A 26,758-nucleotide genomic window follows, 5' to 3' on the forward strand; every position below is an offset into this window, starting at 1 on the left:
CGTCAGGGCACTGGCCGCACCTGGCCGACCGAAATCGCCGGAAACCTGCCCAATCGCCGGAAAGTTCCGGCGAGCTCGCACGTTTCCGGCGAACTCGTGCGTCGGCGAAGCTACGGCCCTGTCCCGCCCGTGCGTCGGCGAGGCTATGGGCGATGTACTAGGGCGTGGTGCCCGGTTCGTCGTCGATGTCCGGGCCTTCTGCCGCGTCCTGGGAATGGGCCCGGTCGTCAAAGGGTTCAGCCGTTGCATCACCCTCGGCGGGGGTCTCGCTATGGGCGCGCTCCGGCGCCTGTGAGTCTTCGCTCATGTCCGCTCCTCTGCTGGGAATCCTGCGGTGGTTGTCGGCTTTTGAACATCTAGCTCCCGCAGCAAGAGGGCTGTCAAGACCTCCCCGATGTGTGGGGATTCAGAACGGTGCCTGGCCGCCGGGACGGCTGGAATCCCGCTTGGGTTCCTTGCGGGGGCGCAGGGCATAGTCGCGGGACCGTTTACTCGAGAGCGCCAGAAGCAGCAGGATGTCCAGGGCCAGGCCAGGCAGATTGGACTGCAGCGTGATGTCGGGACCGCCATGGAAGACATCGAACGCCTGAAGGCCGATGGCCACCGTGCTGAACGCCATGACCACGGTTCGGGCACAGTTCTGGCCTAGGAACACAAACCAGGCCAACAGGACATAGCGAAGGCAAGGACCAGGACAACCGCCGTTGCGCCGGTGACGGCCATTTCCGCCTGCGCCTCCGTGATGCCCGGGCCGGCTGCGGGCTGCACCAGGGAGCTCACGTGCGCGTCCCGGAAGAGCACCATGGACATGGCCAGCAGGGCAGCCGCCGCGGCACGGGCACCGACGAAGACCGCCCCGACAATAGTGGTCGCCGGGCGCCTGTTGCGGCTGTCGCTCGGGGGCCTGTCGCTCGGGGGCCTGTCGCCCGGAGGCCGGACCGCCGCGGCCCGCTCGGCGGTCCGCCGGAGATCAACGATCGGCAGATCGCCGTCGGTAATGATGGTGTCGCCGCCGCCGTTGCGCGCGTGATAGCCGGTCGAAAAGTCGCGAATCACCCGGAGCCCGGCCGCGGGGTCCGCCCCGGTGATGGCTCCGACGACGTGGTCGCGTTCGGCGTCGGTGTGCTCGTCGATCTTGTGGGTGATCTGGAGCGTAAACAGGGAAAGCCCGACGCTGCGGTCGTACGTACCGGCGGCCAGCCAGTCGACTGTCAGCCCGCCGGGCAGCAGCCAGCCGGGCGGGCAGCGCCAGAAACGGACGTGGTGGCGTTTGCCCGGGGTGCCGTCGACTTCCTGCTGGTAGGCAAAATCCTGCTGGCGGCCGAACAGGAACAGCGGACTCACAGGGGCCTGAAGGTAGCTGCGGCGCAGGAGGGTGGAGGAGACGATTCGCCTGCTGCTGGCCAGCGTCACGTCGTCGGCAAGCGTCCAGCCCGCGGAGTGCATCACGGCGTGAATCTGCGGTTCTGTTCCCAGCAGGGCGACGTTCACGGGATCGCCGAGCAGCCCGTCGCTGGTGCGCGCCCGGCCGATGAAGTAGTCCGGAACGTAGAGCCGGGTCAGGATCCGGTGGAGACGGGGGAGCACCAGATAGGCGAGCAGACCCCAGAAGATGAAGAGGAACCAGACCTGGGCCCAGCCCCATTGGAAGCTCAGCTGAACCAGCAGGGAGGTCAGCCACACGGCCGAGATGCCGCCCACCACGAAGAAGACGGTGTCCAGTGCTGAATACGGCACCGCCTCGGCGGGGGCCGAGACCTCAACCGCTGCCTTGGTCATGGCGGTCATACTACGCGCACCAGCGGCGGCTGGCTCGAAAGATGAATCTTCTGGCTCAAAGGCTGAGCGCGGCCGGATTTGACCGTCTGGTGCCCACACCCGTGGATAGGGTGACAGGCATGGAAGCACTACTGAAAGTCACGCGGCATTGGGGCGCCCCCGCGGCGGCCGTTCTCTTTTTCACGCTGTGGTGCGTGGCCGAGGCCGGCAGAATGGGGCCAGGCCTCCACACATGGGAGGGGACGTGGCCGCTGATCCTCATGACGGCGGCCATCGCCCTCGCCGCCTGGAAGCCCTATGTGTCGCTCGGATTCACGGCAGGGCTGCTCGCGGGCCAGCTCGGGAACGCTATTCCCGCGATGCACGCCAACCACTGGGCCATCTACCTCGGGTCGTTTGTGGCACTGGCTTTCATCCAGTGGACGGCCGGGCGCAGGACACGCTTCATCGCGGCCGGCGCCACTGTGGTGTTTGCCGGCGCCATGACATTCCTGATGCTGTCGTGGCGGTACAGCGCCGGCGTGGGTTGGTTTCCGCCGCTGTACATGGGCGACCGGTGGACGTTTCGGGCCTTCGGCTGGCAGCTCTTTTCGCTGCTGCTGCTGATCGCGGCAGCATGCGCCGCCGTCGGGCTGGCGCTGGCTCTCTTCGAGGAGCGCGGCAGCCTCTTCCGGGCCCGGACCATGGCCCAGACCAGCCTCCGCGAAGCCGAGGTGGAACTGATCGTGGAGCAGGAGCGGACGCGGATCGGCCGGGACCTGCACGATGTCCTGGCCCATTCCCTCGCCGTGATCGCGGCACAGGCGGATGGCACCCGCTACCTGAGCAAGGACCAGCCGAGGGCCGTGTTGAACGCCCTGGAAAACATCGCGACGTCGGCCCGGAGCGCCCTGGTGGACGCGCAGCGCGTCATCGAGGGAGTGCACGACGACGGCGTGGTCACGCCCCAGCCCCAGCTCAGCGACGTCGGGCCGCTGGTCGCGCGCATGCAGGACAGCCTCGCAATCGAACAGAGCGAGTCCGGTGCACCCGCGGGGCTCTCCGCCGGGCAGCAGCTCGCGGTCTTCCGGATCATCCAGGAATGCCTGACCAACGCCCTGAAGCACGGTGGCCGGGGGACCGCAGTGCGGCTGCACCTGGACTGGAGCGGCCCCGGGCTGACGCTGCATGTGGCATCGGGGATCCCGGCTGCGGCGGACAACCCGGACCGCGCCACTGAAACGCGGGTGGGCCGCGGCCTCGCGGGGATGCGGGAACGCGCCCACCTCGCAGGGGGCTGGATGACGGCCGGCCCCGACGGCGAGCAGTACCGGGTGACCGTCTTTATCCCCTACGGCACCATGATTGACGGCAGGATGATTGCCGACGCCGGCGCCGTCACCGGCGCGGAGCCAGTCCTGGTTCCCGCGGGAAGTCCTGCAGCACGCCCGGACGTGTCGCTTGGGGAGGCCGGCGACCGTGGCTGATGCCGGGGCGGCCATCACTGTGGCGATCGTCGATGACCAGGCGCTGTTCCGTGCGGGAATCCGGATGCTGGTGGAAAGCCAGCCCGACATGGCGATGTCCTGGGAAGCCGGCGACGGCGCGCAGGCGGCGGCATTCGCCGTCGAACGGTGCCCCGATGTGATGCTCATGGACCTGCGCATGCCGGTCCTGGACGGCATCGGCGCCACGCGGCGGATCGTGCAGCAGGCGGAAGCCGCGGGCACCGGAGCGCCGAAGATCATCGCCTTGACCACCTTCAACCGGGACCAGGCGGTGGTCGACGCCGTGCACGCCGGGGCCAGCGGCTACCTGCTCAAGAGCGCGGAACCCGAGTTCCTGCTCGCCGCGATCCGGACCGTGTACTCGGGCTACTCCGTGATTGCGCCGGGATCAGTCCAGGATCTGTTCCAGCATGCGGCCCGGACCGTGCCGGCCGGGGGACCGGACCTGTCCGTGCTGGAAGTGCTCTCGGCCCGGGAACGGGACGTCTTCCTGCTCGCGGCCAAGGGGCTGGCCAACGGTGAGATAGCCGGAAGCCTGTTCGTTTCCGAGGCGACCGTCAAGACACACCTCAGGAGCGTGCTGGGCAAGCTGGGGCTCGGGACGCGGCTTCAGCTGGTGGCCTTCGCCTATGAGCGCCGGCTCCTAGGCTGAAACCCGCGGCTGAGATCCGCCGCTGAAACCGTGGCCTAGCCGGCTCCTAGGCTGAAGCCCGCGGCTGAAACCCGCCAGACCCGCGGCCAGCGGCCTCCAGCCCGTTCCGTCAGAAGCTCGTCGTCTGCGTCAGATAGCCGTAGTACCGCGACCCGACCGGGTGGATGGGATCGCCATCGAAGCCGTAGTCGTGGTGCCGCTTCGAGTACGACTTCGTCAGGTCCAGGTACTGCTCCATGACGTGCTCGGCTGAACCCGTGCAGGCCTTCTGGCTGATGCACAGGGCCACGGACCCTGCCACGGCCGGGCTGGCGAAGCTGGTGCCGTTGCTTATGCTGTAGCCGCCGGGCCAGGTGGAGAGCATGCACACTCCGGGGCCGGAGACTGTGTGGGCCTTGTCCTTGCTTGTGGTGGCGAAGTTGGAGAAGAATGCCGACTGGTCATCCTTTTGCCCGTACTTCCCAAAGTCGTCGGGACCGCAGTTCGGGGCGGCGTCGCCACCGGCCTTTCCGTCGAAGTCGCCCATGGCGGTGGCGGTCAGGACCTGGTCGTAGGTGGCCGGAACGGTGTTGGCGAAGTCCTCACCGGCGTTGCCGGCCGCGACGGCGTACGTGACGCCGGCCCGGACAGAACGGCAGATGGCGTAGTGCATCGCGTCCGTGCCCTTGCCGCAGTTGGGTGTGTCCGGGGCGCCGCCGGCGATGCTGATGTTGGCCACGGCGATGTCGTTGTCCGGGTCACCGTCCTTCTGCGTCGAGGTCACCCAGTCGATCGCGCAGATCAGGCTCTGCTCGGAGATCAGGCCGGCGTCGTCAACCACCCGGACGGACCACAGCGGGGTGCCCGGAGCGGTCCCGATGACGCCCAGGCGGTTGTTCCGGGCGCCGATGACGCCCGCAACAAATGTCCCGTGCCCCAAAACATCAACAACAGGATTCACGTCCACGGGCGAGCCGGACTGGCAGTCAACGCCGCCCTTGACGTTCAGGTCCGGGTGGGTCGCATCGATGCCGCTGTCGATCACCGCGACGTTGACATTAATCCGCGAAGGGCCCTTGTCGAGGGCCTTCCGGACGTCGGAGCTGGTTCCCGCGATCCGCTTCCGCCACAACGGTGTCTCTTGGGTGGCCGCGGTCCCAAGATCCCGCGGTTGCTGGAACGTTCGGCCGGCAGTGACGAAGTCGACATTGGGGTCGGCCTTGAGGCGTTGCACCTGGGACGCGGTCAGGCCGGCGGAATAGCCGTTCACAGCGTTGCGGTAGACCTTCGACGCCGTGAATCCGTAGGCTCTTTGCTGGGCCGTAGCCGTGGCTCCGGCGTCCACGACGCCGTCCTTGAGCACCACAATGTAGTTTTGCGCCGTTTCAGCCGCGGAGGATGGGGCAGCCGCCGCCAGACCGAAGCAGGAGACCAGCGCAATGACTGTCAGCGAGGCCAGTGCGCGCCGGTACCGGAGTCGGTCCGGTCTGGGAAGGGCGCTGCCCCGGTGTCTGCGCGGGGCCCGCGCCACCGATGTTAGCTGCGGGTCTGACGCCTTGCGGCTGGCTTGGCTGAACATCGTGGCCTCCCATTAAGCGAGTTCGCTAATTCGAGTGCCCCCCGCCCATATCTTAAGCCTCCGGCCGGGTCTTACACACGGGACCTTTGGGAAATCTTGTGCCGCCGTTGGTCCGCTGCCTCAGACGAGGCTGCCTTCCTTTGCCGGCGCGGGAACGTTCTCCGGCGCCCTGTCGGCGGCGTGGGCGGCCGTCGCGGCGTGCACGGCGTGCGCCGCGCGGACGTGGTGGCCGAACGGGTTGAACCGGCTGAAACCGAGTTCGGCAAAGGCGTAGGCGGTCTCGGCGTGCTCGGACCGGTCGACGCCGGCGAGCTCGTCCTCGCGGCTGACCCGGAAACCGATCGTCTTGTGGATGGCGAGGCCGATCACCGCGGTCCCGAGGCCGGACACCGCCACCGTGATGAGGACCGCGACGGTCTGCGCGATCACCTGGTGGAGCCCGCCGCCGTAGAACAGCCCGCCGCCCGCGCCGTCCACCGGGAGGGCGATAAAGCCCAGCGCGAGGGTGCCGATGAGGCCGCCGCCGAGGTGGACGCCGACGACGTCGAGCGAGTCATCGAAGCCGAACTTGAACTTCAGGTCCACGAACACGGCACAGGCCGCACCGGCCACGAAGCCCAGGCCCAGGGCGGCGAGCGGGCTGATGTTGGCACACGACGGCGTGATGGCCACCAGGCCGGCGACGGCGCCGGACGCGGCGCCCAGGGAGGTGGGGTGGCCGTGGCGGACCTTCTCGACGGCCAGCCAGCTGATCATGGCTGCGGCGGGGGCGGCCAGGGTGTTCACCCAGATCAGGCCGGCCTGCTCCACGGTGGTGGCGGCGCCGGCGTTGAAGCCGAACCAGCCGAACCACAGGATGCCTGCGCCGAGCATGATGAAGGGAATGTTGTGGGGGCGGTGGCCTGGGTCCTTGCCGAAGCCATGCCGGTTGCCCAGGATCAGGACCAAAACCAGGGCCGCGGTTCCGGACGCGATTTCCACCACGGTGCCGCCGGCGAAGTCGATGACCTGGCCGAAGACGGCGCTCACGGCACCGCCGGCACTCATGAGGCCGCCGCCCCAGACCATGAAGGCCAAGGGGCAGTACACGAGGGTGATCCAGATGGGAACGAACAGGGCCCAGGAGGTGAATTTCGCGCGGTCGGCGATGGCGCCGCTGATGAGGGCCACGGTGAGGATGGCAAACGTGGCGCTGTAGCCGGCCTTGATCAAGTCGGGAGAACCGATGAGGCCGCTCAGGCCGAAACTGGCGAACGGGTTGCCGAACACCCCGAGGACACCCTGCCCGGTGCTCATCGAGTAGCCCCAGAGGACCCACACCACGCCGACAATCCCGATTGAGACGAAGCTCATCATCATCATGTTGAGCGAGGCCTTGGCCCTGGTCATGCCGCCGTAAAAGAGGCCCAGTGCGGGGGTCATCAGCAGAACGAGCGCCGCCGAAACAATCATCCAGACACTTCCAGCAGTGAGTTCCACCGGGGTCCCTTCTCGTCAGTCTTCCGTACCGGGACACGTCGCCGCCGGCCCCCCGATCCGGATTCAATCGTCGCGGAGCCATGTTTCCGGCAGTGGGGCGAAAAGTTGCGGGCACGTTACGGGAATCGCGAGGGCGTGAAGTTCGCGTGACCGGCATGTTTCAGGAATGTAAACGGGGCCTCATGCCCCCGCCGGTTTGGTGCGGGACGTCGGCGCCGACGGAGCGGAACGGCGCGGGCCATCGATTATTCCTGCGCCCCCGGCCGTGAGGCACCGGCGCGGCGGGTCTCCGGTGCCGTTTTGCCTCGCCGGGAGGTCCGCCACGGCCGCCGGCTGGGGCCAGGAATGAATTCAAATGATTGAATGTTCAATAAATATGGACTTTGGTATCTTCACTTTTGGCGAGCTCTCCCGCAACAGCAGCACCGGCATGGCGCTGTCCCCGCGGCAGCGGCTGAAAGAGATCATCGATCTCGCCAAGCTGGCCGATCAGGCGGGCCTCGGGTTCCTGGGGTTGGGGGAGCATCATCGGCGCGACTTCGCCCTCTCGGCCCCGGAAATCGTCCTGGCCGCGATTGCCCGGGAAACATCCAATATCCGGCTGGGCACGGCCGTGACGGTGCTCTCCACCCAGGACCCCGTGCGGCTCTTTGAGCAGTTCGCCACGCTGGACCTGATCTCCGACGGCCGGGCCGAGATCATTGCAGGCCGCGGCGCGTTCGTGGAGTCCTATCCGCTGTTCGGCCACAAGCTCGAGGACTACGACGCCCTGTTCGATGAGAAGCTGCGCCTGCTGCTGGAACTGCGGGACAACGCCCGGGACAACGCCACAGTGCAGTGGTCGGGAAGACTGACTCAGAGCATCCCGGGCATGGACATCGCCCCGCGCCCGGTGCAGGCGAACCTGCCGGTCTGGGTGGGCGTCGGTGGCACGCCGGCGAGCTTTTCCCGGGCGGGCAGGTTGGGGCTTCCTCTGTTTATTGCCCTGCTGTCAGGGCCGGCCCGTTTCCGCCGCCTAGTTGAGCTCTACCGCGAAAGCGCTGCCGAGGCCGGCCACGATGCCGGCGCTCTGCCGGTGGGGGCCGGCGGCCACTTCTACGCGGCGCCGACGTCCCAGCAGGCGCGCGACACGTTTTACCCCCACTACCGGGCCTACTTCGAACAAAACATGCCACGCCCCGTAGACCACTTCCCCCGTTCCACGTTCGATTCCTGGACCGAACCGGGCGGCGGGTTGCTGGTCGGGAGCCCGCAGCAGATCACCGAGAAGCTCCTGGAGATACACCAGACGCTGGGGAACACGCGATATCTGGCCCAGATCGGCCTGGGCGGCCTACCGTTTGCCGAGACGGCCCGGTCGATTGAACTGCTGGCCACGGAGATCATGCCCGCCGTCAACCGGGAGGTCTCCCCCGGCCCGGCAACCAGCCTGACAAACAATCAGCCTGACAAGCAACCAGCCTGACAAACAGTCCGTCGGCTGGCCCACTACACCGATTCAGTTCTGGTCCAGCGGAATCTCCAGGCAGCGGCCGGACGGGTTCCAGCTGCCCAGCGTGCCCAGGTGGCCGCTCAGCCGCTGCATCCGGGCGGCGATATCGGGCGCCGCCCCCCGGGCCAGCCGGGCCTGGAATCCGGCGATGACCGTGGGATAGAGCCGAAGCGTGCGCGGTGCGCCGCCGTCGGTGTCGAGCATGAACACGAATGACTGGTCATTGCGCTCGACGGGGTCCACAGCATAGTCGTCAACGAAGTCGCCGGCGCTGTAAATAATGGGACGGTTCCGGTGGATCCCGACGCCGCGGAAAATATGGGGCGAGTGGCCGAAGACGAGGTCGGCTCCGGCCTCGATGAGGTCCCGGGCGAGGTCCTGGTGCCGGGGCGGGACGTCGTAGCCCCAGTTGCCGCCCCAATGGGCCGACACGATGAGGAACTGGACGCGGGCCTTGGTCCGCCTGACCAGGTCCAAAAGTCCGTCCAATCGTGCCCCGCCGCGCCGGGCGCCGCCGCCGACGGCGGCATCCTCCACCGGAACGTAGTAGACCCCGGGGGTAGCGGTGCCGGCCTCCCAGTCGGGCTGGTTGTCCGTGAAGGCAATGAATCCGACGGCGACAGCGCCTACGCGCCGCACCGCCGGGCGGCGGGCGGCGTCCAGGTCCGGGCCGGCGCCGGCATGCAGGATGCCGCGGCTGTCGAGGACCGGCAGCATTTCCCGGAACGCGTCCGGGCCGAAATCCAGGACGTGGTTGTTGGCGAGCGAGACGACGTCGATCCCGGCGGCGAGGAGACTGGCCACGTTCTTCGGGTCCGAGCGGAAGTGGAAGATCTTGCCAGGCTCGGGGCCGCCGCCGGACGCCAGGACGCACTCCAGGTTGGCAATGCGAACGTCCGCCTGCCTCAGGAGCTCCAGCGTGTCGCCCCACGGATAGGCAGGCCTGGCCGTTGCCAGGTGCCGGTTCACCAGACGGCCCAGCATGACGTCTCCCAGCAACGCAATTTGCATGGCCAGCCGGCCCGTCAGGTCATGGTCGAGGGCTAGCTCTGGTAGCCCTCGACCTCGCTGACCGGCCGCACCTCCGCCTCGTCGGGGTTCTCGCCGTAGTCCTTTTTGGCGCGCCGCTGGCGGAGCAGGTCCCAGCACTGATCGAGCTGTTCTTCCACTTGCTGCAGCCTGAGGATGTCCGGCGCTCCGGTCCCGGCGGCCTGCGAGCCTTCGCGGAGGCCGTGTTCTTCCTCCACCAGGGCCTTGATGCGCTCCAGGATGTCTTGGTTGTCCACGGTGTCCTCTCTTCGTCCGACCGCGGCGGGTCCCCTTCTCTTCGCAGGGTCCCTTTCCAGCAGGTCCCTTCCAGCCTACGGAGGCGATGGAGCCGTGAACAGGGCTCGGCGCGGACTTACAGCACGCGGCACGGCGCCGGCGTCCGGAGCCCTGGCCCTAGCCAAGGAGTTCGTCCGGGTAGCACCAGCGCCAGTCCTCGCCCGGCTCGACGCTGCGCATGACGGGGTGGCCGCTGAGCTGGAAGTGTTTGTAGGCATGGGTTCCCGGCGAGGAATCGCAGCAGGCCACGTTGCCGCACTCCAGGCACATCCGCAGGTGTACGGTCGTCGTTCCTTCGCGTACGCACGCGGCGCACAAGGGGCCCGGCGGGACCGCCGGATCCGGGGCGGACTCCAGGTGGGGGCACACTCCTAGGGGCCGGGCGATCCCCTCGCCTCCGCGGCCGCCGTCCGTGTCCGGTTCTTCCAGTGCGGCGTCCAGCATGGACTCTTCGACATCGAGGCGGTCCAGGACGTTGACCAGGACCTCGTGCGCGTATCCGCCGCCGCGCCGCAGCTCAAGCACCTTGGCGCGCTCGGCGTCCAGCATGGCCAGCCGGAGTTGGGCGTAGCGCTGGCTGGGGGTGGCGGCTTCCGCGGACGGCCGTCCCAGCCGCTCCCACGCGGCCAGCCCGCGCTCCTGGGTACGCCGCTTCAGCATCGCCACGACTTCCGGCGGGTCGGCGTCCGAGCGCAGTTCCCGGAGCCGCTGCACGCCCGCCGCCGTCGCCATCTGCATAAGCGACGCCTCGTTGAGCGCGTCCTCGCGCGGGTCCGGACCCTTGACATGCAGCCACCGGACGAGGGCCGGGAGCGTGAAGCCCTGCAGGGTCAGCGTGCCGGCCACCACCACGAGGGCCATCAGGATCAGGACGGACCGGTGTTCCAGACCTGCCGGCAGGACCAGGACGGCGGCCAGCGTCACCACGCCGCGCATGCCGGCCCAGGAGACGATCGCCGCATATTGCCAGGGCGGCGCGGGATCCTTGCGCCGGACCGCGGGGATGAGCCGTGGCAGGTAGGTTGCCGGGAAGACCCAGACCGGGCGCAGGATCAGCACGGCCAGCAGCACCACGGCACAGCCGAGCCAGATCCGTTCGGGCCCCAGCGAGTCGTCCCGGACGCCCTCGATGATGGTCCGGACCTGCAGCCCGATCAGGAGGAAGACAGAATTTTCCAGCAGGAACTGGACAGTGTGCCAATTGCTGCGCTGGCTCAGCCGGGCGGCCCCGTTCGGCATGGACGGCGCCTTGGTCCCCATGATCAGCCCGGTGACGACGACGGCCAGCACGCCGGAGGCGTGGATCGCTTCCGCCGGGAGGTAGGCCACGAGCGGGGCGATCAGCGACGTGGAAGTGTTGATGGCCACGTTGCGGATCCGCTTGCGGAGTGCCGTGAGCACGAAGGCGGCGGCTACACCCACCACCAGGCCCCCGCCGGCCGCTAGGAGGAAACCGCCGGCGACCTCCGCCGCGGAAACGGTTCCGGCGATGGCAGCGATGGCGGCGCGCAGGCAGATAAGCGCCGTGGCGTCGTTGACCAGCGATTCGCCCTCCAAGATGGTGACAATCCTGCGGGGCATGCCCACCTTTCGCGCAATGGCGGTCGCGGCCACGGCGTCCGGCGGTGCGACGACGGCACCCAGGGCAATGGCAGCCGCCAGCGGGATCTCGGGAAACAGCCAGGCGACCACCAGCCCGATGCCGATGGTGCCGAAGATGACGTAGCCCACCGACAGCAGGCCGATGGAGCGGCGGTTGGAACCGAAATCGAACAGCGAGGTCTGCAGCGCGGCTGCGTAGAGCAGCGGCGGCAACAGCCCGACCATAACGAGTTCGGGGTTCAGTTCGATGGTCGGGACAAACGGGAGGAAGGAACACAAAACCCCGGCCAGCACCAGTAAGAGCGGGGCGGAGACGTTGATCTTGTGCCCCAGCGCGCTGCAGGCGCAGACAATGGCGACGAGGGCCAGCAGCCCGAGAGCAACTTCCATTGGCCCATTCTCTCAGCTTCACGCCCGGTGCCGGCGGGTCCCCGCAGCGCATCATCAGCTTGCTTATGACTTGGCGGGTTCCTAGAGTTGAACTGCAAGCCAAGTGAGAGTCTGCGCTGGCGCCGGGCACGGACGAATGCTGCCCGGACCGCGCCCCGGAACGAGGAGGACACATGTCAGAGCACAATATTTCGGGCAAGAAGGTCGCGTTCCTGCTCACAGATGGTGTGGAGCAGGTGGAACTGACCAGCCCGTGGGATGCCGTGAAGGAAGCCGGCGGCGTGCCAACCCTGGTCTCGCCGAAGAGCGGAAAGCTGCAAGGCTACAACGGCACCGAAAAGGGCCAGACCTTCGCCGTCGACCTCGCCGTGGCGCGGGCCGACGCCGCCGATTTCCACGCCCTCGTCATCCCCGGCGGCGTAGTCAACGCCGATCACCTCCGCGTCGACAAGGACGCCCAGGCGTTCACCCGGTCCTTCTTCGAACAGCACAAGCCCGTCGCCTCCATCTGCCACGGCCCGTGGCTGCTCATCGACGCAGGCGTGGTCAGCGGCCGGAACGTGACCTCGTATCACACGCTCCAGACGGACCTCAAGAACGCCGGCGCGAACTGGACCGACGAGCAAGTCGTGGTGGACCAGGGCCTGGTGACCAGCCGCAGCCCGCGTGACCTCACGGCCTTCAACGCCAAGCTCCTTGAGGAAATCGCCGAAGGCGAACACGCCGGCCAGACACCATAGCCACTATCCGCTCGTCACAGCGGCCGACGGCGGTGCGCAAACGCCGCCGCATCCTCTCGCCTTGTTCGCCCGCCGGGCACCTACCCATACTGCCGGTTTTGCGGCAGGATATGCCCTGTAACGTGCACCGTCGTCGTTGCCGCACCGGCCGGCGCCCCCAAGCAGCAAGGAGTTTCGGACATGACTACGCTCAATCCCTACCTCGGCTTCCGCGACAGCGCGAAGGACGCCATGACCTTCTACCAGTCGGTATTCGGCGGGGAACTGACCATGAGTACGTTCGCCGAGTACCACGCCAGCGAGGACCCGGCGGAGCAGGAAAAGATCATGCATGCCCAGCTCCGGACGGACGGCGGCATGGTGCTCATGGGAGCCGACACGCCCAACAGCATGGACTACACCCCCGGCACCAACATTTCCGTGTCCCTTAGCGGGTCCGACGAAGCCGAGCTCCGTGGCTACTTCGACAAGCTGGCCGAGGGTGGCACCATCGCGATGCCGCTCGAAAAGGCACCGTGGGGCGATATCTTCGGGATGTGCAAGGACAGGTTCGGCGTGGACTGGCTGGTGAACGTCGGTTCCGAGCCCGCCTAGGGAAGGGCTGACGCCGGCGCGCCCCTGGCTCGTTGGGGCTATCCTGAATGCAGCCAGGACAGTGCGGGCACGAGTCAGTCCCCTGGCCCAGAGAGGCATGCAATGACCGAGAAGCTGCACCTCAGCCCGGAAGATGAATTCCCGGAAGACCTCAGCAAGGTCGCGGACAAGGATCTTCAGGTCCTCGACAGCCAAGTCGAGCGCCAGCTGGACTATGAGTACGTGGTGGAGGGGGAGCCGAATCCGGAGACGGAATTCCGGCACTATGACCTCGACGAGGAGTTCGAAGAGCGGGACAAGCGGGACAAGCCGGACACCTGAGCCGCAGGCGGCGGGCCACGCCGGCCACGTCTTCGCCTCGCGCGAAACGGCCGGCGGGTCAGCTCCCGCCCTCGTGCTCATCAATGGAATCGGCGCGCCACACCGCTCCCTGCGCCGGCTGCCCCAGCTCCAGGCCGGGAAACCGGGTCTGACCGCACAGGTTGGTCCTGGTCCGGGTTAGACCTCGAAGTGGGTCCGGGTGGGACCCTGGCCGAGTGCCTCGACCACCCCGGCCGCGACGACGTGGAGCTTGATGTTCCGGGCGCTGGACGCCGACTTCAGGAGCTCGAACGCTTCATCCTGGCTGCAACGGTTCTGCGCCATGATGATGCCGACGGCAACGTCGATAGCGGTCCGCGTTTCCAGGCTGGCCTTGAGGTCGGCGGCCGTCTCGCTGCTGTGCGCGAACCGGACCGCGAGCCGCAGGGCCATGGATGTCTGGTGGACGAAGTCACGGGCCAGTTCCGTGGCACGGTCATCGAACCGGCCCGGACGGTGCGAATACAGGTTCAAGGCGGCCTGGGTTTCGCCTTCGAGCAGGAACGGCAGCGCCAGAATGGACCGGAAGCCATGTCCGCGCACCATCGCGGCGTACTGCGGCCAGCGACCATCGAGATCAAGGTCCTCAACGTGGACGGTTTCCTGTTCCCGGGAAGCCGTCATGCAAGGGCCGTCCCCGAAGGTGTACTGGATTTCGTCCATGGCCTGCGCGGCGGGGCTGCTGCTGGCGACGGTGGCCGCCTTCCTTTGCCGCAGAAGGGTGATGCCGCACAGGATCTCGTCCCCGGGCTCGGACAGGCTGCGCGCGGACACCCTAGCGAGCTCGCAGAGGAAGTCCTCGACGTCGGAGCTGCGGAGCACCAGTTCCTGCAGCTGCTGGTTTATTGAATTTGCGGTTGACTCGCTGACCACTTGTCTGTTGTGCCGTTTCACTCAGGTCAAGACGACCCGGCGGCGCTCCCACCGCGGCAAATGGCGGATACGGCAGCGGCCGGATCGAAGAACAATCCAACGGCTCGCTGCAAAACCGTACCGAGAGAGTATATACATCCGAACCGCTGCCCGTCAGCCGCGGCAGCTCCGGCACGCAGGCCCAAAATCGGGCATAAAGGCCCTCACAGGGCTTCGGCCGCGGGCGGATAGTTGGAGGCAGCGGCCACCGGGTCCATTTCGGGTTTGGGGAACCCGCAGGAGCGCACCAGTTTCAGCAGCACACGACTGATGGCCGATGGCCCACGTTTCGACTTGAAAGCCATATCCCATGAGCATTTTTGAAGACAGGGTCGACGCCGGCAGGCAGCTCGGCCGTCGTCTGGCGGAACTGCGTGGCCAGGACATCGTGGTCCTGGGCCTGCCGCGCGGCGGCGTGCCTGTAGCCTTCGAAGTCGCCGCCGCCCTGGACGCTCCCCTGGACGTGATTGTGGTGCGGAAGCTCGGGCTTCCCTACCAGCCCGAGCTCGCCATGGGGGCGATCGGTGAAGGCGGTGCCAAGGTCCTGGACGAGCAGGTCCTGGCCCATTCACGGGTCAGCAGTGACGAACTGCAGGCCGTTGAGGAGCACGAGCGCGCCGCCTTGGAAAACCGGCTCGTCCTGTTCCGGAAGGGCCGGACCCGGCACGACCTGACCGGACGCATCGCGGTGATCGTCGACGACGGGATCGCCACCGGCTCCACTGCCCGGGTGGCCTGCCGGGTCGCCCGGAAACAGGGCGCGGCACGCGTGATCCTGGCGGTTCCGGTTGCCCCCGCGGAGACCCTCGCCAACCTGACAGAACCGGACGAAGTGGTCTGCCTGGCGACGCCGCGCCAGTTCACCGCCGTCGGTTACCACTACCGGGACTTMTCCCCGACGGACGACGACGAGGTGCTGCGACTGCTCGATCTTGCGGCCAAACGCGTCGAGACCTCGCCGCCGCCCTTCTGGGCCTCGGCGGCGGCCCGCGCCGACAGGGCCGCCGACGTCGACGAGGAAGTAGAGATCCCGTCCCGGGCGGTGCGGATCCAGGCACAGCTCCATCTTCCGGTCCCGGCCCGGGCCGTGGTGCTGTTCGCCCATGGCAGCGGCAGCAGCCGCCACAGCCCCCGGAACCGCTATGTGGCCGGTCTGCTGCAGCAGGCTGGACTCGGTACGCTGCTGCTGGACCTGCTGACCACCGCGGAGGAGCGCAGCCGCGCCAACGTCTTTGACATCGAACTTCTGGCCCGCAGGCTGTCCTCAGCAACGGACTGGCTTTCCACCCGGGCAGACACGGCCTCTTGCGCTGTGGGTTACTTCGGGGCGAGCACGGGCGCCGGGGCCGCGTTGTGGGCGGCGTCGGAGCCGTCGGCGCGAATCGCGGCTGTCGTCTCCCGCGGGGGCCGCCCCGATCTCGCCGGCCCGCGGCTGTCTGCCGTGACAGCGCCCACGCTCCTGATTGTGGGCAGCTTGGACCACGAGGTCCTGGAGCTCAACCGCCGGGCGAAGGCGATGATGCGCTGCCCCAGCCAGCTCGCTGTCGTGCAGGGGGCGACGCACTTGTTTGAAGAACCTGGCACGCTCGCGGCCGCGGCCATCCTTGCACGGGACTGGTTTGTCGACTACATGCTGCCGCCGGACGGTGCCAGCGCGCGGGCCACGGGCGTCTGAACAGTCAGGCGCCGTGCGCCTTGCGGCCCTCAGCTCTGTCACGGATGCCCAGGAGCATCCGCCGCTCCATCAGGAACTGCACCGGTTCCAGCAATGCGCGCAGGGCCAGCCCCTCGGCCAGGGGCGAGTAGTCGTACCGGGTGCGGGACAGGAGCCTGGTGGCCTGGGGGCCCGCAGGCCGCAACACGAACGTCCAGCCGATGTCGAGCCGGCGCCCGGTAGGACGGACGCCGGCGGGCGACATCTTGCCCGTGCGCAAGTCGATGGATCCGCCCAGCGCCAGCACAGCCCCGGACTCGAGACGCCTGACCGGCAGGCCGCCGTCGGGGGACAACGGGACGATGTCGCCGACTTCCAGGCGCTGCAGTTCCGGGACAATCCTGTCTGCACTCCGGATGCCCAGACCCGTGGTTTTTTCGAGCCAGTCGTAGGAGTAAAAACCGCCACGCCCGGCGCCCAACTGGACGAGCCAAGGCCAGACGTCTGTGACCGGGGCCGCAATAGTGACCGCACGGGTGCTTTGCATGCGCGGGGCGGGCACGATCTCGTCCCCGGCGAGCGGCCCGGCGGCCTCCTGGGTGGTGGATCCCCAGAGCAGGAGCCGCGGCCGGACAGCCAAGACGTAAGTGGCGCCGGCCCCGGCCGCCGCGAGCGCCGCGAGCGGTCCGCGCATCCGGCCGGGAACGTGCGGGCCGCTCACGCGAGGGACCTCATCCGCTGGTCCGGTGGTCCGGACGGTCGTCCGCTCCCTGGCCGACCACCATCACCGGACAATGGGCATGGGCCGCGCAGGCCCCGCTCACCGAGCCCATGACCTGATGGAGGAATCCGCCCTTCCCGCGCCTGCCCACCACGAGCAACTGGGCGTTCTGGCTTTCCTCGATAAGGACCTTGGCCGGAGCCCCGAACTTGACCGAGCGGGTGAGGCCTTCCGGACGCGAGTCGCCGAAGGCACGCTCCAAGGCTTGGTCCACGAGATCTTTGGCGGTCTCCTCCAGCTGCTCAAGGGTGGGTGTCCTGTCCTCCGGCAGGTGGGATGCAAGGAAGAAATCGGACGTCCCCAGGCACGTAATGACCTCAATCGGGACGTTGAGACTCGTGGACATGCGCCCGGCGAGGCGGAGCGCCGTCGTCGAAAATTCGGAACCGTCCACGCCCACGACAATGCGCTGATCACCGTTCATGGTCCCCAGCCTTCCCTGTGCTCCCGGGCCTGCCTAGGGTCGAAAGTCACGCGGGGACAGAGCGGGGCTGGGCACCGCGCCCGGCTGACCTTAGGGTGGAACGGTGACTGTCGGCACCGGACCGGATGCCGGACCATGAGCCTGACCATGACGGTCAGCCGAGCCTGCCACCCGAGGAGTTCCTGATGAGAGTTGCTGTTACCGGAGGAAGCGGAAAGCTGGGCCGAAGCGTCGTTCGGCGGCTGAGCGATGACGGGCACGAGGTGACCAACCTGGACCGGACGGGCGCGCGCAGCCGCGGGTTCACGGAGGTGGACCTGCGCAACTACGGCCAGGTGGTGGATGTGTTCCTTGGCCTGGAGGACCGCCACGCCGGCTTCGACGCGGTGGTGCATCTGGCCGCGATCCCTGCACCGGGCCATGCCCCTGATGCCGCCACATTCGAGAACAACATGCAGTCCACGTACAACGTGTTCCAGGCCGCCCGCCGGGCCGGGATCAAGAAAATCGTCTACGCGTCCAGTGAGACCGTGCTGGGGCTGCCGTTCGACGTCGACCCTCCCTACATCCCGGTGGACGAGGATTACCCGGCCCGGCCGGAAAGCACGTACTCGCTGGTCAAGCACCTTGAGGAGCAGATGGCCATCCAGCTGACCCGCTGGGACCCGGACCTGAGCATCACCGGCCTGCGGTTCTCCAACGTGATGGACCCGGAGGACTATGAGGAGTTCCCCTCCTTCGACCACGACGCGGGGCTGCGCAAGTGGAATCTCTGGGGCTACATTGACGGCCGGGACGGTGCGCAGGCCGTTGCCCGCGCCCTGGAGCGCGGCAAACCCGGTTTCGAGGCGTTCATCATCGCGAACGAGGACACCGTGATGAGCCGCTCCAGCGCCAGCCTCGCGGCCGAGGTGTTCCCCAGCGTCAAGGTGGTCAAGGACCTGGGCGAGCACGAGACCATGCTTTCGATCGACAAGGCCAAGCGGCTGCTGGGCTACGCGCCCGAGCACACCTGGCGGACGTACCACTCGCTGCGCACCACCCCCACGGAAGACTGACCCCAAACTCGAGGAGTTCCATGCAATACCGCACCCTGGGCAACAGCGGCGCCGTCGTCTCCAACTACGCGCTGGGCACCATGACCTTTGGCGCCGAGGCCACCGAGGAGCAGTCCCGCACCATCCTGGACGACTACTTCGCGGCGGGCGGCAACTTCATCGACACGGCGGACGTCTACAGCTCCGGGGCGTCGGAGGAAATCATCGGCCGGTGGCTGGCGGACCGGCCGGATGTCCGGGACCGGGCGGTCGTGGCCACAAAGGGCCGCTTCCCGATGGGCCAGGCCCCCAACGACGTCGGGACTTCCCGCCGGCATCTGGTCCGGGCGCTGGATGACTCGCTGCGCCGGCTGGGCGTGGAGCAGATCGATCTCTACCAGCTGCACGCATGGGATCCGGTGACGCCCCTCGAGGAGACCCTCCGGTTCCTGCACGACGCCGTCACCAGCGGCAAGATCGCCTACTACGGCTTTTCCAACTTCCTGGGCTGGCAGCTGACCAAGGCCGTGCATGTGGCGAAGGCCCACGGCTGGAGTGCCCCGGTGACGCTGCAGCCGCAGTACAGCTTGCTGGTCCGCGAGATCGAGTCGGAAGTTGTGCCGGCCTCGCTGGACGCAGGGATCGGGCTGCTGCCCTGGTCGCCGCTCGGTGGCGGGTGGCTCTCCGGCAAGTACAAGCGCGATCAGGCGCCCGCCGGGGCCACCCGTCTCGGCGAAAATCCGAAGCGTGGGATGGAGGCCTGGGAGGCCCGCAACGCCGATCAGCGCACCTGGGACGTGATTGCCGAGGTGGAGGAAACCGCCGGGCGCCATGGCGTGAGCGCGTCCCAAGTGGCGCTGGCCTGGCTGGCGGACCGGCCGGCGGTCACCTCGGTGATCCTGGGCGCCCGCACCACCGCACAGTTGGCGGACAATCTCGCGGCGGCGGATCTCCGGCTCACCCCGGGCGAGACGGAGCGGCTGACCGAGGTCAGCCGGCCGCGCGTCGGCGTCTATCCGTACGGGCCCATGGCCCAGGAGCAGCGCAGCCGGAAGCTCGAGGGCGGCCGCTAAAGAACGTAGTGGATGGGCTGGAAGTGACCCCGCGTTAGGTGGCTGGGGAGGCGGGGCCGCCGGCGTGATAGCTGGACCAGATGTCGCCCATTTCCTCGGTGGACTGCTCCACGATCCTGCTCATGGCGGCGTGCGCCGCGTCCGCCTCGCCGCGCTGAATGGCGCTGGCCACATCCACATGCAGCTGCAGGGCCTCGTGGTGTGGCAACTGCGGCATGAGGCCGTGCTCGGTGCGCCCAGTCAGCACCTCGGTGACCAGGTTGTGCAGCTGGGAAAACATGGCGTTGCCGGAGGCCCGGAGCACCGCCGCGTGGAAGTCGATGTCGAGCCGGAGGAACTCGTCCCGGTCCCCGCGCTGGCCGGACGCCCACAGCTTTGCGGCCAGGGACACGAGGTCGCTCCCGGCATCCCAGGAAGCCCTCTCGGCGGCAAGGCGGGCAGCCTGCGGTTCGATTGCCCCGCGGAGCTCGTTCAGGGCCTGCAACTGCTCCAGCCGCCTTGAGGATGCGAGCCGCCAGCGGATCACTTGGGGATCGTACGCGTTCCACGATTCCTCCGGCTGCACCACCGTCCCCAGCCGCCGCCGCGACTCCAGCATTCCCTTGGAGGACAGCACGCGGGTGGCTTCCCGCACCACGGACCGGGAAACCTTGTGCTCGGCCTCAAGCTCGTCCAGACGCAGGATCGAGTGCGGCGCCAGCGTCCCTTCGGCGATGGCAAGCCCCAGGTTCTGGACCAACACCGAATGCAGGTCTGCTGTTGGCTCCGCCTTTGGAGTTTTCATAAATAAATCATACGGGTGTGGCGCAAGGGGTTGTTTAAGTCTGCTTTATTTACCTAAGATCGCTTCCAGAGCAGATGTAAAGATGCATTTGCAGCCGGCTGGACAGAGACGCCCAGCCCTGAAAACCAAAGGAAGTCGTAATGAAGCGACGTTCGATTGCGAAGTACGCGGCTGTCGCCGCGGTCCTGTCCCTGGGGCTGACTGCCTGCGGCGGCGCCAGCGGCAGCACCGACGCCAAGACCGCCGGCACCGTGCGGGTCACCCTCGCGAACCACGTCTGGACCGAAGGCATCAAGGCGGCCATTCCGGAATTCGAGAAGTCCAGCGGACTCAAGGTCGAACTGACCCAACTGGGCGAAGACCAGCTCTCGGACCAGTACAACGTCAAGCTCAACGCCGGCAGCGACGAGATCGACGTGATGATGTACCGCCCGCTCCAGGAAGGCAAGGCGTTCGCGAAGAACGGCTACCTCGCGGACCTGACGTCCAAGGTCTCCTCGGACGCCACGTGGGACTGGAAGGACTACCAGGAGGGCCCGGTCAAGGCCACCACCGCTGACGGCAAGGTGGTCGGCGTCCCGATCATCACCGAGCGCGAAGTCCTCTACTACCGCAAGGACCTGCTGAAGGCCGCCGGCCTGGAGGTTCCCAAGACCATGGACGAGCTCGAAGCCGCGGCCAAGGCCATCAAGGCTTCCTCTCCGGACACGGCCGGCTTCGTGGCACGCACCGGCAAGTCCGCCGCCGTCACCCAGTTCTCCAGCTTCCTGTACAGCTTCGGCGGCGACTTCACCGACGCCGGCGGCAAATCCGCCGTCAACTCCGACGCCGCGAAGAAGGCCTATGCGTTCTACGGCGGCCTGATCAAGAACTACGGCCCCGCCAATGTCAGCACCGACATGAGCTGGCCCGAGGCGATGGCAATCTTCACCCAGGGCAAGGCTGCCTTCTACACGGAGGCCGACTCGCTCTACAAGAACGCCACCGACCCGGCCAAGTCCAAGGTCGCCGACACTGTCGGGTTCGCCGCACTGCCCGCCGGCCCCGCAGGTTCGAAGCCGTACAACATCCCGTCCTGGGGCCTTGCCATCAACCAGGCATCAAGCAACCAGGACAACGCCTGGAAGTTCATCCAGTGGGCCACCAGCAAGGAACGCACCCTCGAAGCACAGAAGGCCGGCGTCCCCGGACCGCGCGCCTCGGTCTGGGCTGACCAGGCCGGAACCTCCACCTACCCGAAGGACCTCGCCGAGGCCATCTCCGCCAGCGCCAAGAACGGCGTCGGGCACGACCGTCCCGAGGTTGTCACCGTAGGCAAGGCCCGCGAAATCGTGGGCGGCCCGATCGTCGCGACCATCACCGGCTCTGACGCTTCCGGCGCAGCCGACACGGCGCACGATGCCTTCCAGAAGTTCCTGGACAGCGAAAAGAAGTAGTGCGGCCGGCGCGCCACGCGCCTGACCCGCTACCCGCCTGACGCACCATCCAGCCCGGCGGGGCGGCAGTCCGCTGCCGTCCCGCCGCGGCCAGCTCTTCACTTCACCCCCAACTCCTTAGGTGAACCATGTCTGTATTGACCCCTCCCCGCAGCGCGCCATCCCGGAAGGCCGCCCGCACACCCAGTGCACGCGAGAACTTCTCGGGCTGGGCCAACCGGCACCGCAAGTGGCTCTTCGCCGCGCCCGCCATGATCTTCGTCGGCGTCCTGATCGTCTTCCCCCTGGCCTGGACCCTGTACCTGAGTCTGACCGATTCGCAGGGCTCGGTCCGGGCTGCCTCCGAGTTTGTCGGCCTCCAGAACTACCTCACGGTCCTGTCCGACGTCGAGCGCTTCTGGCCCGCCGTCGGCCGCACGCTGAGCTTCACCGGCGTTGCCCTCGTCTGCGAGGTGGTGCTCGGCATGTGCATCGCGCTGCTGCTGTGGCGCCCGTTCCGCGGCGAAAAGTGGGTCCGCGTGGCCATCCTGCTTCCGCTCGTCGCCACCCCCGTGGCGGTCGGCATGATGTGGCGGCTGATCTTCGATCCCAACATCGGCTTCGTCAACCAGCTGCTCGGCATGGTCGGCATCCCCGCACAGCCCTGGCTCTCCGGCCAGGACACGGCGCTCGGCACCACCATCTTCATGGACGTGTGGCAGTGGACCCCCATGGTGGTCCTGATCCTGCTGGCAGGGCTGACCTCCCTCTCCGAGGAGCCTGACGAGGCGGCCCGGATGGACGGCGCCAACGCCTTCCAGCGCTTCTTCTTCATTACCCTGCCCCTCATGATGCCGACCGTGATCGTCGCCATCCTGCTCCGGGGCATCGATGCCCTGAAGACCTTCGACATCCTCTACGCCACCAAGGGCAAGGGCGGCGGGTCCTTCCACGAAGTGGAAACGCTCAACGTCTACGCCTACGGGCTGAGCTTCGACTACAACCAGTACGGGCTCTCCTCCGCGGTGCTGATCCTGTTCTTCATGATCATCATCGGCTCCATGTGGCTGCTGACCATGCGCAAGAAAGCGGTAAGCAAATGACCGTACTGAAAGAAAACACCGAACCCCAAACCGCCCCCGCCGTGCCGGCCACGACGGAGCCGCGCCGGCGGAAGCCCGTGGGCACCCGCGCGTACAAGGTGTTCCGCGTAGCCGCGCTGGTGGCCGTGGTGCTGTTCCTGGTGGCCCCGCTGTTCTGGATGCTTCTGGCCTCGTTCAAGACCAACGTGGACATCTACGACACCGGCAAGTCGTTCTTCTTCACCCCTACGGGCGAGAACTACGCCAACGTGCTGCAGCGGAACAACTACTTCGTCTTCATCTTCAACAGCTTCTGGGTGGCCTTCGTTTCCACGGCGCTGTCGCTGGTCCTGGGCGTGCCGGCCGCCTACGCCATGAGCCGCTTCACCATGCACCGCTCGGCGCTCGTGGTCCTGATGGCCCGCGTCATCCCCGGCGTCTCGCTGCTGGTGCCCTGGTACTACGTCTTCTCCAACCTGAAAATGGTGGGCGGGTTCGAGGTGCTGATCCTCAGCCACATGTTCGTCTCGCTGCCGCTGATCGTGTACATCATGATGAGCTACTTTGATTCCCTGCCGCTGGAACTGGAGGAATCGGCCCAGGTGGACGGCCTGACCCCGATCGGCGCCTTCCGCCGCATCACCTTGCCGCTCTCCGTCTCCGGCATCGCCACCGCCGGCATCCTGTCCTTCATCTTCTCGTGGAACAACTTCATGTTCGCCCTGGTGCTCTCCGGCTCCAAGACCAAGACCCTCCCGGTCGCGATCTTCGACTTCGTCTCCTACGCCAGCATCGACTGGGGCGGACTGATGGCGGCCGCCACCGTGGTCACCATCCCGATCATGATCATTGCGCTCTTCACGCAGAAGTACATCGTTTCCGGCCTCACCGCCGGCGCGACCAAGGGCTAGGCAGCACATGACACTCATCAGCAGGATTGAAACGTTCCTCGTCGCGCCGCGCTGGCTCTTCGTCCGGATCGAGACGGACAGCGGGATCGTCGGGTGGGGCGAGGCGAGCTGCGAAGGCCGCAGCGAAACCGTGCGCACCGCCGTCGACCAGCTCTCGGAGCTGCTCATCGGCAACGATGCCCTGCGGATCGAGGACCACTGGCAGGTGATGACCAAGGGGTCCTTCTACCGCGGCGGGCCCATCCTGGCCAGCGCCGTGTCCGGCCTGGACCAGGCCCTTTGGGACATCGCGGGCAAGCACTTCAACACAACCGTGCACCAGCTCCTCGGCGGCCACGTCCGGGACCGGATCCGGATGTACGGCTGGGTGGGCGGGGACGAGCCCAACGAGGTGGCCGACCAGATCAGCGCGCAGCTGGCGGTCGGGCTCACGGCCGTCAAGATGAACGCCAGCGGCCGGATGAGCCCCATCGCCTCGGTGGCCGAGCTCGACGGCGTCGTCCGCCGGGTGGCCGCGGCCCGCGAGGTCCTCGGCGACCACCGCGACGTGGCCGTGGACTTCCACGGCCGCTTCAGCCTGGCCAACGCCCGCCGGGTGGCGCCGCTGCTGGAACCGTACCGGCCCTTCTTCCTCGAAGAACCGGTGGTCCCGGAAAACACGCACCTGCTGCGCGAGTTCACCTCTTCGACGACGACGCCGGTCTCCACCGGCGAGCGGCTCTACAGCCGGCAGGAATTCCTGCCCGCGCTGCAGGCCGGCATCGCCGTGGCCCAGCCGGATCTCTCCCATGCCGGCGGCATCACCGAGGTCCGAAAGATCGCCTCGCTCGCCGAAATCTACGAAGTCCAGCTTGCCCCGCACTGCCCGCTGGGCCCGCTGGCACTGGCCGCCTGCCTGCAGGTGGGTTTCGCGACACCCAACTTCCTGATCCAGGAGCAAAGCATCGGCATCCACTACAACCAGGGTGCCGAAGTCCTGGACTACGTGGTGGACAAGTCCCCGCTGAAGTTCGTGGACGGGCACATCGAGCGGCTCACCGGCCCCGGCCTGGGCATCGAAATCGACGAAGCCGTGGTCCGTGCCGCGGACAAGCGCGGGCATGCCTGGCGCGGTCCCGTCTGGCGGCACCCCGACGGTGCCTTCGCCGAGTGGTGAACACCGGAACGGTGAACACCGGAACGGTAACACTGCCCTGAACGCCCCGACTAAGGAGAAGCCTGACATGGAGAACAACCTGACGCCCGAACTGCTGCTGGCCGGCATCCGGGAAACCCGGCTGGTGGCAATTGTGCGCGGCACGGACGGGGCAGCCGCCGCCCAGGCAGCTCTCGCGGCGATGGAGGAGGGCTTCCGATACGTCGAAATTGCGCTCACCACACCGGGGGCGCTCGAGGCGATCCGCGAGGTCCGCGCGGCCGCCCCGGCGGACTGCTTCGTCGGCGCCGGAACAGTGCTGACGGCCCAGGACGTTGACCGGGTCGCCGAGGCGGGTGGCCAGTTCATGGTGACGCCGTCGCTGGCAGAGTCGATCGCCGAATCGGCCCGGCTGGGACTGCCGGTGCTGGCCGGTGCGCTGACTCCCAGTGAGGCCTACGAAGCCATGAACCGGGGCGCCACCGCGGTCAAGCTGTTCCCCGCCTCGATCGGCGGACCGGGCTACCTCAAGGCGCTCCGCGATCCCTTCCCCGGAATCCCGTTCATCGCCGTCGGCGGCGTCGGGCTGGGCGAGGCCGCGGGCTACTGGGAAGCCGGCGCCATCGCCGTGGGACTCGGCGGACCGCTGTTCGGCGACGCCGGCTCCGGCGGCGACCTCGCCCCGATGCGGGAACGGGCCCGCGGTTTCGTGGCCCTGGCCGCCGAATTCGGCCGCCCGCGCGCGGAGAGCCTGCGGTGATGGCCGCCGCCCACAACGCTCCCGCCCCGCAGGCCGTTGACCTTCTGACCTTTGGCGAGTCCATGGTCTCGCTGCGGTCCACCGGCCCGCTGTCCGCTGGCGGCAGCCTGGGCATGCACGTGGCCGGGGCCGAATCGAACGTGGCCGTCGGGGTCGCCCGGCTCGGGCACAGCGTCACCTGGGCCGGGGTGGTCGGCGCCGACCCGCATGGCGAGTACATCCTGCGGCAGCTGCGCGCCGAGGGGATCGGGCTGCGGCACCGGATTGACGCCGCGCGGAACACCGGCGTGATGTTCCTCGAACAACGCACGGCCGATGTCACCCGGGCCTTCTACTACCGCGCCGGTTCCGCCGGGTCCACCCTCGGACGGGACGACCTGGACCGTGCCTTGACGGACGGTGCCCGGATCCTGCATCTGACCGGCATCACTGCCGCCCTCAGTCCCGACGCCCGGAAGGCCGTGGAATACGCGGCCGAGCGCGCTGCCGCCGACGGCATGGAGGTCTCCCTCGATGTCAATTACCGCAGCAAGCTCTGGACCCGGGAGGAGGCCTGCGCTGTGCTCACGCCGCTCGCCGGGTATGCCAGCATCGTGATCGCCTCCGACGACGAACTCGGGCTGGTCGCTGCTGCTCCCGGGGCAGGCCAAGCTGGAACATGGGACGCCGACGCCGACGCCGACGCCGACGCCGACGCGGACGCCGTCGAAACGGCGATGGCCACCCAACTGCTGGACCGCGGGGTCCGGGAAGTAGTGGTCAAACGCGGCGCCGCCGGCGCCGGCGTCCACACCGCCGACGGGCGCTGGGAGGCACCCGCCGTCCCCGTGACCAGCATCGATACCGTGGGGGCCGGGGACGCCTTTACCGCCGGCTACCTTTCGGCGCTGCTCGACGGCACCGACGTCGCCGGCCGCCTGGAGCGCGGCGTCCTGGCGGGAGCCTTTGCCGTCAGCACCGCCGGGGACTGGGAAGGCCTGCCGGGCCGCGCGGAACTTGCACTGCTCGGGAGCACACCGGGCGGAACCACGCAGCGCTGAGCCCACCCCGGGCGCCCATCCGGGCCGCCTGCCATTCACCGGCTAAGACACCCCCGTTAGACCAGAAAAGGACCTGTTGTGAAAATCATTGCCGCTGAAGTCTTCGTGACCAGCCCCTCCCGGAATTTCGTGACCCTGCGGATCACCACCGAGGACGGGGTGACCGGGATCGGGGACGCGACCCTGAACGGGCGCGAGCTCGCGGTGGCCGCGTATTTGAAGGAGCACGTCGCGCAGCTGCTGATCGGCAAGGACCCGCACCGGATCGAGGACACCTGGCAGTTCCTGTAC

The 26,758-nt window shown here is 67.8% G+C and carries 28 protein-coding genes and 1 pseudogene; 16 read left to right on the forward strand and 13 right to left on the reverse strand.

Annotated elements, in window-relative coordinates; genetic code table 11:
* Positions 1-157 precede the first annotated feature (157 nt).
* From AC1D2F_RS17460 to AC1D2F_RS17470, 3 genes are all read right to left on the reverse strand, one after another.
* Entirely contained in the window at positions 158-307 is a 150-nt protein-coding gene (locus tag AC1D2F_RS17460) for a hypothetical protein (protein ID WP_364744093.1), read from the reverse strand.
* Between the two features lie 99 nt (positions 308-406).
* Entirely contained in the window at positions 407-619 is a 213-nt protein-coding gene (locus AC1D2F_RS17465; protein WP_476967273.1) for a hypothetical protein, read from the reverse strand.
* 26 nt (positions 620-645) lie between these two features.
* Positions 646-1,779, reverse strand: coding sequence for an LssY C-terminal domain-containing protein (locus tag AC1D2F_RS17470; protein ID WP_476967274.1), 1,134 nt, complete (start codon positions 1,777-1,779; stop codon positions 646-648).
* Between the two features lie 119 nt (positions 1,780-1,898).
* Here AC1D2F_RS17470 and AC1D2F_RS17475 point away from each other — a divergent pair, with 119 nt between their 5' ends.
* Both AC1D2F_RS17475 and AC1D2F_RS17480 read left to right on the forward strand, forming a co-directional pair.
* Positions 1,899-3,245 (forward strand): sensor histidine kinase, encoded by a 1,347-nt coding sequence (locus AC1D2F_RS17475; protein WP_476967275.1) that lies wholly within the window; start codon positions 1,899-1,901, stop codon positions 3,243-3,245.
* Entirely contained in the window at positions 3,238-3,918 is a 681-nt protein-coding gene (locus AC1D2F_RS17480) for a response regulator transcription factor (protein ID WP_364744084.1), read from the forward strand. Before AC1D2F_RS17475 ends, AC1D2F_RS17480 begins: the two co-directional genes overlap by 8 nt.
* A gap of 109 nt (positions 3,919-4,027) precedes the next feature.
* On the opposite strand, the gene AC1D2F_RS17485 is transcribed toward AC1D2F_RS17480, so the two are convergent.
* Both AC1D2F_RS17485 and AC1D2F_RS17490 read right to left on the reverse strand, forming a co-directional pair.
* Positions 4,028-5,476: a S8 family peptidase gene (locus AC1D2F_RS17485; protein ID WP_476967276.1), complete on the reverse strand. Its 1,449-nt coding sequence runs from the start codon at positions 5,474-5,476 to the stop codon at positions 4,028-4,030.
* 120 nt (positions 5,477-5,596) lie between these two features.
* On the reverse strand, positions 5,597-6,955 hold the full coding sequence (locus AC1D2F_RS17490; RefSeq protein ID WP_476967277.1) for an ammonium transporter: 1,359 nt from the start codon (positions 6,953-6,955) through the stop codon (positions 5,597-5,599).
* 376 nt (positions 6,956-7,331) lie between these two features.
* On the opposite strand from AC1D2F_RS17490, the gene AC1D2F_RS17495 reads away from it, so the two are divergent.
* Complete coding sequence (locus AC1D2F_RS17495) at positions 7,332-8,420, forward strand: LLM class flavin-dependent oxidoreductase (RefSeq protein ID WP_476967278.1); 1,089 nt, start codon at positions 7,332-7,334, stop codon at positions 8,418-8,420.
* Between the two features lie 33 nt (positions 8,421-8,453).
* On the opposite strand, the gene AC1D2F_RS17500 is transcribed toward AC1D2F_RS17495, so the two are convergent.
* The 3 genes from AC1D2F_RS17500 to AC1D2F_RS17510 form a co-directional block, all read right to left on the reverse strand.
* Positions 8,454-9,458, reverse strand: coding sequence for a CapA family protein (locus AC1D2F_RS17500; RefSeq protein ID WP_476967279.1), 1,005 nt, complete (start codon positions 9,456-9,458; stop codon positions 8,454-8,456).
* A 32-nt stretch (positions 9,459-9,490) separates the two neighbouring features.
* Positions 9,491-9,733 (reverse strand): DUF2630 family protein, encoded by a 243-nt coding sequence (locus AC1D2F_RS17505; protein ID WP_229994688.1) that lies wholly within the window; start codon positions 9,731-9,733, stop codon positions 9,491-9,493.
* 157 nt (positions 9,734-9,890) lie between these two features.
* A complete protein-coding gene (locus AC1D2F_RS17510) occupies positions 9,891-11,765 on the reverse strand; it encodes a Na+/H+ antiporter (RefSeq protein WP_476967280.1) in 1,875 nt (624 codons plus the stop codon).
* Between the two features lie 173 nt (positions 11,766-11,938).
* On the opposite strand from AC1D2F_RS17510, the gene AC1D2F_RS17515 reads away from it, so the two are divergent.
* The 3 genes from AC1D2F_RS17515 (at position 11,939) to AC1D2F_RS17525 (ending at position 13,420) form a co-directional block, all read left to right on the forward strand.
* Positions 11,939-12,505 (forward strand): type 1 glutamine amidotransferase domain-containing protein, encoded by a 567-nt coding sequence (locus AC1D2F_RS17515; protein WP_476967281.1) that lies wholly within the window; start codon positions 11,939-11,941, stop codon positions 12,503-12,505.
* A 180-nt stretch (positions 12,506-12,685) separates the two neighbouring features.
* A complete protein-coding gene (locus AC1D2F_RS17520) occupies positions 12,686-13,099 on the forward strand; it encodes a VOC family protein (protein WP_364744067.1) in 414 nt (137 codons plus the stop codon).
* A gap of 102 nt (positions 13,100-13,201) precedes the next feature.
* A complete protein-coding gene (locus AC1D2F_RS17525) occupies positions 13,202-13,420 on the forward strand; it encodes a hypothetical protein (RefSeq protein ID WP_229994684.1) in 219 nt (72 codons plus the stop codon).
* 177 nt (positions 13,421-13,597) lie between these two features.
* On the opposite strand, the gene AC1D2F_RS17530 is transcribed toward AC1D2F_RS17525, so the two are convergent.
* Together AC1D2F_RS17530 and AC1D2F_RS17535 are read right to left on the reverse strand one after the other, a co-directional pair.
* On the reverse strand, positions 13,598-14,332 hold the full coding sequence (locus AC1D2F_RS17530; protein WP_364744064.1) for a GAF and ANTAR domain-containing protein: 735 nt from the start codon (positions 14,330-14,332) through the stop codon (positions 13,598-13,600).
* A gap of 203 nt (positions 14,333-14,535) precedes the next feature.
* Positions 14,536-14,676: a hypothetical protein gene (locus tag AC1D2F_RS17535; protein WP_476967282.1), complete on the reverse strand. Its 141-nt coding sequence runs from the start codon at positions 14,674-14,676 to the stop codon at positions 14,536-14,538.
* A 5-nt stretch (positions 14,677-14,681) separates the two neighbouring features.
* Here AC1D2F_RS17535 and AC1D2F_RS17540 point away from each other — a divergent pair, with 5 nt between their 5' ends.
* Positions 14,682-16,046 (forward strand): phosphoribosyltransferase family protein, encoded by a 1,365-nt coding sequence (locus AC1D2F_RS17540; protein ID WP_476967283.1) that lies wholly within the window; start codon positions 14,682-14,684, stop codon positions 16,044-16,046.
* A 4-nt stretch (positions 16,047-16,050) separates the two neighbouring features.
* On the opposite strand, the gene AC1D2F_RS17545 is transcribed toward AC1D2F_RS17540, so the two are convergent.
* Positions 16,051-16,746: an SRPBCC family protein gene (locus tag AC1D2F_RS17545; protein WP_476967284.1), complete on the reverse strand. Its 696-nt coding sequence runs from the start codon at positions 16,744-16,746 to the stop codon at positions 16,051-16,053.
* Between the two features lie 10 nt (positions 16,747-16,756).
* Entirely contained in the window at positions 16,757-17,230 is a 474-nt protein-coding gene (locus AC1D2F_RS17550) for a universal stress protein (protein ID WP_229994680.1), read from the reverse strand.
* Positions 17,231-17,415: 185 nt separating this feature from the next.
* On the opposite strand from AC1D2F_RS17550, the gene AC1D2F_RS17555 reads away from it, so the two are divergent.
* Together AC1D2F_RS17555 and AC1D2F_RS17560 are read left to right on the forward strand one after the other, a co-directional pair.
* Positions 17,416-18,288 carry an NAD-dependent epimerase/dehydratase family protein gene (locus AC1D2F_RS17555; RefSeq protein ID WP_364744058.1) on the forward strand — a complete coding sequence of 291 codons (873 nt, stop codon included), beginning with the start codon at positions 17,416-17,418 and terminating at the stop codon, positions 18,286-18,288.
* A gap of 20 nt (positions 18,289-18,308) precedes the next feature.
* The gene (locus AC1D2F_RS17560) at positions 18,309-19,340 is read left to right on the forward strand and encodes an aldo/keto reductase (RefSeq protein ID WP_364744055.1); all 1,032 of its coding nucleotides are present in this window, start codon (positions 18,309-18,311) and stop codon (positions 19,338-19,340) included.
* Between the two features lie 34 nt (positions 19,341-19,374).
* Here the strand turns inward: AC1D2F_RS17560 and AC1D2F_RS17565 are convergent, their stop codons facing one another.
* Complete coding sequence (locus tag AC1D2F_RS17565; protein ID WP_229994677.1) at positions 19,375-20,124, reverse strand: FadR/GntR family transcriptional regulator; 750 nt, start codon at positions 20,122-20,124, stop codon at positions 19,375-19,377.
* Between the two features lie 140 nt (positions 20,125-20,264).
* Between AC1D2F_RS17565 and AC1D2F_RS17570 the strand changes: the two genes are divergently transcribed.
* The 7 genes and pseudogenes from AC1D2F_RS17570 to AC1D2F_RS17600 all read left to right on the forward strand — a co-directional run.
* Complete coding sequence (locus AC1D2F_RS17570) at positions 20,265-21,560, forward strand: ABC transporter substrate-binding protein (RefSeq protein ID WP_229994676.1); 1,296 nt, start codon at positions 20,265-20,267, stop codon at positions 21,558-21,560.
* Positions 21,561-21,688: 128 nt separating this feature from the next.
* On the forward strand, positions 21,689-22,642 hold the full coding sequence (locus AC1D2F_RS17575; protein WP_229994675.1) for a carbohydrate ABC transporter permease: 954 nt from the start codon (positions 21,689-21,691) through the stop codon (positions 22,640-22,642).
* Entirely contained in the window at positions 22,639-23,532 is an 894-nt protein-coding gene (locus AC1D2F_RS17580) for a carbohydrate ABC transporter permease (protein ID WP_229994674.1), read from the forward strand. The genes AC1D2F_RS17575 and AC1D2F_RS17580 overlap by 4 nt, the downstream gene beginning before the upstream one ends.
* A 7-nt stretch (positions 23,533-23,539) precedes the next feature.
* Positions 23,540-24,688: a galactonate dehydratase gene (gene dgoD, locus AC1D2F_RS17585; protein WP_364744048.1), complete on the forward strand. Its 1,149-nt coding sequence runs from the start codon at positions 23,540-23,542 to the stop codon at positions 24,686-24,688.
* 67 nt (positions 24,689-24,755) lie between these two features.
* Positions 24,756-25,427, forward strand: a complete 672-nt coding sequence (locus AC1D2F_RS17590; RefSeq protein ID WP_229994673.1) for a bifunctional 4-hydroxy-2-oxoglutarate aldolase/2-dehydro-3-deoxy-phosphogluconate aldolase — start codon at positions 24,756-24,758, stop codon at positions 25,425-25,427.
* Positions 25,427-26,467, forward strand: coding sequence for a sugar kinase (locus tag AC1D2F_RS17595; protein WP_476967285.1), 1,041 nt, complete (start codon positions 25,427-25,429; stop codon positions 26,465-26,467). Before AC1D2F_RS17590 ends, AC1D2F_RS17595 begins: the two co-directional genes overlap by 1 nt.
* Positions 26,468-26,545: 78 nt before the next feature.
* Positions 26,546-26,758 (forward strand): annotated as a pseudogene (locus AC1D2F_RS17600) (bifunctional D-altronate/D-mannonate dehydratase); the annotation flags it as partial.

Source organism: Arthrobacter sp. P1_B3 (genome assembly GCF_056406615.1).

Coding starts and splice junctions, on each gene's coding strand:
- AC1D2F_RS17590 (WP_229994673.1), top strand. CDS start 24,756: ATGGAGAACAACCTGACGCCCGAACTGCTGCTGGCCGGCATCCGGGAA.
- AC1D2F_RS17575 (WP_229994675.1), top strand. CDS start 21,689: ATGTCTGTATTGACCCCTCCCCGCAGCGCGCCATCCCGGAAGGCCGCC.
- AC1D2F_RS17500 (WP_476967279.1), bottom strand. CDS start 9,458: ATGCAAATTGCGTTGCTGGGAGACGTCATGCTGGGCCGTCTGGTGAAC.
- AC1D2F_RS17485 (WP_476967276.1), bottom strand. CDS start 5,476: ATGTTCAGCCAAGCCAGCCGCAAGGCGTCAGACCCGCAGCTAACATCG.
- dgoD (WP_364744048.1), top strand. CDS start 23,540: ATGACACTCATCAGCAGGATTGAAACGTTCCTCGTCGCGCCGCGCTGG.
- AC1D2F_RS17550 (WP_229994680.1), bottom strand. CDS start 17,230: ATGAACGGTGATCAGCGCATTGTCGTGGGCGTGGACGGTTCCGAATTT.
- AC1D2F_RS17525 (WP_229994684.1), top strand. CDS start 13,202: ATGACCGAGAAGCTGCACCTCAGCCCGGAAGATGAATTCCCGGAAGAC.
- AC1D2F_RS17510 (WP_476967280.1), bottom strand. CDS start 11,765: ATGGAAGTTGCTCTCGGGCTGCTGGCCCTCGTCGCCATTGTCTGCGCC.
- AC1D2F_RS17460 (WP_364744093.1), bottom strand. CDS start 307: ATGAGCGAAGACTCACAGGCGCCGGAGCGCGCCCATAGCGAGACCCCC.
- AC1D2F_RS17495 (WP_476967278.1), top strand. CDS start 7,332: ATGGACTTTGGTATCTTCACTTTTGGCGAGCTCTCCCGCAACAGCAGC.
- AC1D2F_RS17595 (WP_476967285.1), top strand. CDS start 25,427: ATGGCCGCCGCCCACAACGCTCCCGCCCCGCAGGCCGTTGACCTTCTG.
- AC1D2F_RS17520 (WP_364744067.1), top strand. CDS start 12,686: ATGACTACGCTCAATCCCTACCTCGGCTTCCGCGACAGCGCGAAGGAC.
- AC1D2F_RS17465 (WP_476967273.1), bottom strand. CDS start 619: ATGGCGTTCAGCACGGTGGCCATCGGCCTTCAGGCGTTCGATGTCTTC.
- AC1D2F_RS17580 (WP_229994674.1), top strand. CDS start 22,639: ATGACCGTACTGAAAGAAAACACCGAACCCCAAACCGCCCCCGCCGTG.
- AC1D2F_RS17560 (WP_364744055.1), top strand. CDS start 18,309: ATGCAATACCGCACCCTGGGCAACAGCGGCGCCGTCGTCTCCAACTAC.
- AC1D2F_RS17535 (WP_476967282.1), bottom strand. CDS start 14,676: ATGGCTTTCAAGTCGAAACGTGGGCCATCGGCCATCAGTCGTGTGCTG.
- AC1D2F_RS17475 (WP_476967275.1), top strand. CDS start 1,899: ATGGAAGCACTACTGAAAGTCACGCGGCATTGGGGCGCCCCCGCGGCG.
- AC1D2F_RS17570 (WP_229994676.1), top strand. CDS start 20,265: ATGAAGCGACGTTCGATTGCGAAGTACGCGGCTGTCGCCGCGGTCCTG.
- AC1D2F_RS17565 (WP_229994677.1), bottom strand. CDS start 20,124: ATGAAAACTCCAAAGGCGGAGCCAACAGCAGACCTGCATTCGGTGTTG.
- AC1D2F_RS17515 (WP_476967281.1), top strand. CDS start 11,939: ATGTCAGAGCACAATATTTCGGGCAAGAAGGTCGCGTTCCTGCTCACA.
- AC1D2F_RS17555 (WP_364744058.1), top strand. CDS start 17,416: ATGAGAGTTGCTGTTACCGGAGGAAGCGGAAAGCTGGGCCGAAGCGTC.
- AC1D2F_RS17470 (WP_476967274.1), bottom strand. CDS start 1,779: ATGACCAAGGCAGCGGTTGAGGTCTCGGCCCCCGCCGAGGCGGTGCCG.